Raw genomic sequence first — 6,101 nt, forward strand, 5'->3', positions numbered from 1 at the left:
ATTGTGGTCCGGGCGGGACGAGGTGGAGCGGGAGACTGCCGAGTGGATTCGCTGGTTCAATGCGGACCGGCTGCATTCCTCGATCGACTACCTGTCGCCGATCGAGTACGAGACGCGCTACCGTGAACAGCGTCCCACCGCCGCCTCGGTCCTCGAGGTGGCCTGAACGAAGTCTCCACTCGATCCAGGGCAGTTCAGTGCTCACACGCATCGCACCGCACCGTCCAGCCACGTCTGCCCGTGGATCGCACCAACGTATGAACAGTCATGTCACCCCCGCGACTTCGTCACTGTGCCCCCAGCATGGCACAACCCGTCCGACAGTGGTGGCCCACGCGGGCCAGGCCCCGGCCGTCAAAAGTGCCGTGCGTCATGATCGCCGGCCACAACGACCGAGTTATCCACGAGCAGAACCAGTTAGCCACACAGCGCCGTAAGGACATTCGCGGTGCGGTATTCGACGTGGCTCAGAACCTCGCTCGAGGCCGAAATCGGCCCCGAGTCCGTGGCCTCGACACCGAGCAGCGCACCCAGATTCGCGATCCGGTCACCGCCCTGCACCGCTGAGAATCATCCCGAAATCGGGGCGTGTCATCTGAGCAGCTCCGGGCGCATTTTTGGCTATTTCAGGACTCGACCGGGACGAGACTTTCAAGCTTGCAGTGGAATGGGTAGGTCCCCGGGGCGCTGAGAACCGACTCGATCAGCGCTTCGTCGCCATCAATGCTCACAATCGTGAACACCGAGGTGCCCTCGGCATAACCTTGACTTTGTCGCCGACCTTCAGACCCGCGCGGGTTCCCGGCAGCGCAATCAGGCTTCCTGAGGCGGACTCCGCCAGCGACTCGGGGAGCTGGCGGGGCCCGGTTCGCGGCAACGAGTCGAGGCATCAGTCGCACGTAGGCGACCATGCCGATCACCTCGCGTGCATCCTTCCGAACCGACCGGCGTCTATAGGTGCGCCGACATCCCGGCACCCGACATCGAGTACGAGGACACTTTCATGACCACCATTCCCCCGATACAGACACCGACCGCACGCTCAAGGCCAAGCACCGGGCGTCGTGGGCCTCCGGCGACTACCCGACCGTCGCCGCCGAGCTGATCCCGACCCTCGGCGAGGTGCTCGTGGAGGCAGCCGATATCCGCTCCGGCCAGCGGGTGCTCGACGTGGCCGCCGGCAGCGGCAACGCCGCGATCCCGGCTGCCCCACGCGGCGCCACCGTCGTCGCGTCGGACCTGACGCCGGAACTGTTCGTCGCCGGGCGAGCGATCGCCGCCCAGCGCGGCGTCGAGCTGGACTGGGTCGAGGCCGACGCAGAGGCGTTGGCGTTCGACGACGACAGCTTCGACGCCGTCATCTCGGTCGTCGGAGCCATGTTCGCGCCGCACCATCGGCAGACCGCCGACGAGATGCTGCGAGTCTGCCGGCCCGGCGGCACCATCGCGATGATCAACTGGACACCGCAGGGCCTGATCGGCAACCTGTTCAAGACCATGGGACCCTACGCACCGCCCCCGCCGCGCGGTGCGACCCCGCCGCCGTTGTGGGGCGACGAGCAACACGTCCGCGACCTGTTCGGCGACCGGGTGACCGCGCTCGACGCGCACCGTCAGTCGCTCGTGATCGACCGCTTCGCAGACCCGACCGAGTTCCGGGAGTTCTGGAAACGCAACTATGGCCCGACGATCGCCGTGTACCGCCACAATGCCGCGGACCCGGATCGGATCGCGAACCTCGAGGAGGATTTCCTGCAGTTCCTCACCGCATGGAATCGGGCCGATGCGCCCGGTCGGACACTCTACGAGGCCGAGTACCTGCTCGTCACCGCACGCAATCGGTAGCCCGCATTGGCCCTCGGTCACCGACCGGCATGCGTACCACTGGGAGGGCGCCGCCCGCGCCGGAGTGAATGCGGAAGACGCTGCGGGACTACGAGCATCGAGGCCTGTTGGAGGCGCCGCCCCGGTCTTCGGCCGGGTATCGGTTCGCCTGTTGGGTCTGCCTCCTGATTCAATCTCTGTCTATATTGATATATGTCGAAACAAGAGGTGTCGGAGAGCGGTGCGATTGCTCACCCTGCTGCTCCTGAAATAGCCCGATCGTCCGGATGTTCGGCCGAATCTGCCGCGGACGTAGGCGGCGGTGCGGGAATCGACGGGCCCCGAACGCCGAACCCGAAAACGTAACTGAACCCGACCACCGGCACCGTCACGATGCAAGCGAGGGACGGTGCACCCGCGGCCTGGACGCATCGCCCATCGACTGATCGGATCTGTCGGTGTTCACTCGACTCATCACAAGCAATGCGAAGGCTCGACCTGCAAGGGTGTACAGCACATCGAGGCTGGGAGGACGGCCAGGATGAAACCGGAAACAGCGGAAGCCCGCATGTTGCTGTCGGCGATCGAGCATGCCCAGAACATGGTCGCACTCGCCGACTACGACACCGGACGCCTGCGCTACCTCAACCCCGCCGGGATGCAGCTGATGGGACTGACCGACGAGGCCGCCGTCGCCGCCCGCTGGGCACCGGAATTCTTCACCGACGTCGGATTCATCCAGGCCCCCGAGATGGAATCAGCCCTCCTCGAACAGGGCCGGTGGGAGGGCCGGTCGGAATTCCGGCACTTCCTGACCGGTGAACCGATCCCGGTGACCCTGTCCACCTACGTGATCGAGCGCACCGAGGACCATCGCCCCGCGGTGATCGCCTGCATCGCCCAGGACCTGCGCACCGCCCAGGAGCACGAACAGCGCCTGCACACCGCGTTGGAGGCGGCCGCGTACCGGGTCCGCGAACAACGCGCCCTCGCCGACCTGAGTCAGCTCGCCGTCGACGGCGACCTCGACCACGTCCTCGCCGCCGCGGCGGACGCAGCCGCCGCGTTGGTCGGAGTCAACTGCGCCTCGGTCGCCCGGGCCGACGAGCCGGGCGCGGTGTTGCGGGTGCTCGCCTACCGTGGTCAACCACCCGTCCCGGACACCTTCGCCCCCGGTACCGACTCCCAGCCCGGATACGCGGCCGCCACCGATCAGATCATCATCTGCCCCGACCGGTACGCGAGCACCGGTTCTCCACCGAAGCCATGCAGGCCCGAGGGCTACGGAGCGGGGTCTGCATTCCCATCGGCGCCGAGACGGTGTGGGGTGTGCTGACCGCGCACAGTGCCCGCCCCCGCGACTACTCCGACCGGGAGGTGATGTTTCTGCGCTCGGTGGCCGCGGTGCTGGCGGCGGCGATCCGGCGCATCGAGGCAGAAGACGCGCTGCGGCATCTGAGCCTGCACGATTCATTGACCGGGCTACCGAACCGTGCCCTGGCGCATCAGCAGATCGACGCCGCCCTGGACGCAGCACGCGGAAGCGGGCGCATGGTTGCGGCGTTGCTGATCGATCTCGACGAGTTCAAGAGCCTCAACGACCGGCTCGGCCACGCTGTCGGCGACGACGCCCTCATCCGGTTGGCCGAACAGCTGCAGTCGGTCGTGCGCCCCGCCGACACCGTGGCCCGGATCGGTGGCGACGAATTCCTCATCGTCTGCCCCGACACCACCACCACCGAGGCCAACGCCCTCGCCACCCGCATCACCGAACTGCACATCGGACCCGACTCGCCCGGACGCGAACTTCGCTACACCGCCAGCGTCGGCATCGCCCTCGCCCGACCGGAAGACACCCGAGTAACGCTCATCCGACGCGCCGACGCCGCCATGTATGAAGCCAAAACCACCGGCAGCGGCTACACCCTCGCCCCCTGACACGAACCCCAAACGCCCGCACCCAAGCACACCGCCACCGACATGCGGTGTGCCGCATAATGTTCCTGCTGAAGCACCAAACACGCCACCCAGGCCAGCCGAGCGTCGCCGAACCTGACCTGCCCCCACCAGGCTCCGGGGAGCGGATGCTTGCGACCGGGCCTCGGCCGGCACGAACACCCGCGGTGCATCAGCGAGATGCGCGAGCACCCCAGACGCGAACTCGCCCACAGGCCCACACCAGACCCCACCGCACCACATTCAGCTCAGCGACGACGAATACACCCGCGCCCACGCCGCCGCCCGCACCGCCGGCCAGAACCTCGAAACCTCCGGTCCACGACCGCATCACCGACGCCCTCGAACAACCCGAATAGCAGGTTCAGTCGGGGGTGAAGAACAGTTCCATCCCGATCATGAACCACGCCTCCATTGCCGCCATCGGCACGAACGAACACACCAACGGGTAGGGCGAAGTCCACACTCGGATCGGCCGCGGCGATGCGGCCCCGTGACGGCGACGACCTACGGGGTCATCTGTTCCCCGGTGACGAGGAAAATCACCCGGCGCCCGACCACAACGGCATGGTCACCGAAGCGCTCGTAGAAACGCCCCAACAACGTGACATCGACCGCGGCCGGGATGGTGCCGGTCCAGGCCGGATCCTCGATCAAGGTGAGCAGCCGTCGATGCAAGTCGTCGAGCTCGTCATCGCGTCTACCGATCTCAGCGGCCAGCTCCGGATCATGCGTGCGCAGAACCCGCTCGGCGAGRCCGGCCAACTCSGCCGCCACCCGCCCCATMTSGRAGAGCAACTCCTCCGCCTCACCGGAAGCGACRTGCTCGGGATGACGCCGGCGGACACTCTCSGCCACATGCTGCACCAACCCACCCATCCGGCTCAGATCCGCCACCAGGTGCACACCGGTGACCACCTGACGCAGATCACGCGCCACCGGGCCCTGCAACGCCAACAACGCCATCGCCAGGTCCTCACACGGACCGCGCAACTCCTCGATCTGATCGTTGAGATCGAACACCCGCTCCGCCAGCGGCAGGTCAGCCAACACCAGCGCCTCGGTCGCCGCCCGGACCGCCTCCCCCGCCAGGTGACACATCGACGCCAAACGGTCAGTCAGCTCGTCGAGCTGCTCGTGAAACTTCATCCGCATAACCATCATCCTCGTGCACCCGACGAAGACAGCACACCGGGACGTGTCACCTTCCCCGTTCCGAAGGCTCGCCCAGGCCGCGAGCCTTCCCGTCCACCCACGCGATCACATCGAACACCCGCAATGCGGAGATCTCTGCCGGCAGGCCCGCCTCCCCGCGGATCGACAGCAACCGGTGATGCAACGCTCCGTCGTCGGCACGGAGGGCCTCCCGGACCGGGTTCAGATGTGCGCGGGCGGCGCCCAGGACCTGACTGACGTCGGAGCCCCAGATCGGGTAGAGCCGGGGCGTTTGCGGGCGATCAGCTTCGTCGCCTTCGTCCGGCCGATCCCCGGCAGCGCCCACAGGGCCGTTTCCAGGTCCCAAGCGGGCCGCCCAGGGGTCAGCGGCTCCGGGTTCATCGAACCGGGCCCCGATCCGGTCCCACCGCCGCCAGAAGCGCGCTCAGCGCCTCCGCCTCGGTGTGCAGGATCGCCCCGCACCGCCGTCGGGGGGAACTGCACGGATAGGAACGTCACCGCGACCAGATCGTCCGCGGTGAACCGGTCCGCCTCCCCCGCCCGATTACCGGTGCTGGACCAGTCGTCGAAGTGCGCCCCGACGTAGTCGTCGCCCAAATACGGGTGGCCGTAGTACCGGTTCAGCGACGCGATCGCCGCAGCGTCCGAGTCGGTCGCGAGGGTGGTCGGCAGCCGGAATGTCATACCCCGCACCCTCTCACCCTTCAGGTGCCGGCGGCCGGCAACCGAGCCGAAGTGGTCGCTACGCGCCGAGCCCGGGATCAGGGGGCGGTGTCGGCCGCGGCGCGGCAGTCGGCAGTCTCGGCCAGAAGCGTGCGCGCCTTCTCCGCCAGATCTGGCAGGCCCAGCGCATCGAGCCAATCACCGTATGCCCGCGCCGGGGCGGTCCGGGCGAGTTCCTCGTCCACCAGCATCACCGGGCTGGTGGGGTATGCGACGCGGGCCACGAACCGGGCGATCTCGTCGGCGGTCAGAATCTTCCCGAGCGGCGGCGTGGTTGCTCACCGGTCATGGCGTCTCCCCCATTGTCTGAGTTGACTGGACGTGGTGTGGACAGTATCGCGTTGCGGGCGTGGCCCTTCGGCCGTCACAGGGACGTGTCATCTGCCCAGTTCAGTGATAGGAATGCGCGGTGATCGATGCGC

The 6,101-nt window shown here is 67.4% G+C and carries 4 protein-coding genes and 2 pseudogenes; 3 read left to right on the forward strand and 3 right to left on the reverse strand.

The window, feature by feature from the left end; all coding sequences use genetic code 11:
• From AC1DWT_RS49045 to AC1DWT_RS49055, 3 genes and pseudogenes are all read left to right on the forward strand, one after another.
• The coding region (locus AC1DWT_RS49045) for an IS3 family transposase (RefSeq protein ID WP_477925056.1) at nucleotides 1–166 on the forward strand (166 nt) is incomplete at its 5' end.
• 791 nt (nucleotides 167–957) lie between these two features.
• The gene (locus AC1DWT_RS49050; RefSeq protein WP_143548776.1) at nucleotides 958–1,845 is read left to right on the forward strand and encodes a class I SAM-dependent methyltransferase; all 888 of its coding nucleotides are present in this window, start codon (nucleotides 958–960) and stop codon (nucleotides 1,843–1,845) included.
• A gap of 520 nt (nucleotides 1,846–2,365) precedes the next feature.
• Nucleotides 2,366–3,762: pseudogene (locus AC1DWT_RS49055) on the forward strand (diguanylate cyclase domain-containing protein).
• Between the two features lie 525 nt (nucleotides 3,763–4,287).
• Here AC1DWT_RS49055 and phoU read toward each other — a convergent pair.
• The 3 genes and pseudogenes from phoU to AC1DWT_RS49070 all read right to left on the reverse strand — a co-directional run bounded on the left by phoU (nucleotide 4,288) and on the right by AC1DWT_RS49070 (nucleotide 5,903).
• Nucleotides 4,288–4,935 carry a phosphate signaling complex protein PhoU gene (phoU, locus tag AC1DWT_RS49060; protein WP_477926048.1) on the reverse strand — a complete coding sequence of 216 codons (648 nt, stop codon included), beginning with the start codon at nucleotides 4,933–4,935 and terminating at the stop codon, nucleotides 4,288–4,290.
• Between the two features lie 46 nt (nucleotides 4,936–4,981).
• Nucleotides 4,982–5,640, reverse strand: a pseudogene (locus AC1DWT_RS49065) (DUF6308 family protein).
• Between the two features lie 77 nt (nucleotides 5,641–5,717).
• Nucleotides 5,718–5,903, reverse strand: a complete 186-nt coding sequence (locus tag AC1DWT_RS49070; protein ID WP_477926049.1) for a hypothetical protein — start codon at nucleotides 5,901–5,903, stop codon at nucleotides 5,718–5,720.
• Nucleotides 5,904–6,101: the final 198 nt, after the last annotated feature.

This window comes from Rhodococcus sp. P4_B6, from assembly GCF_056402215.1.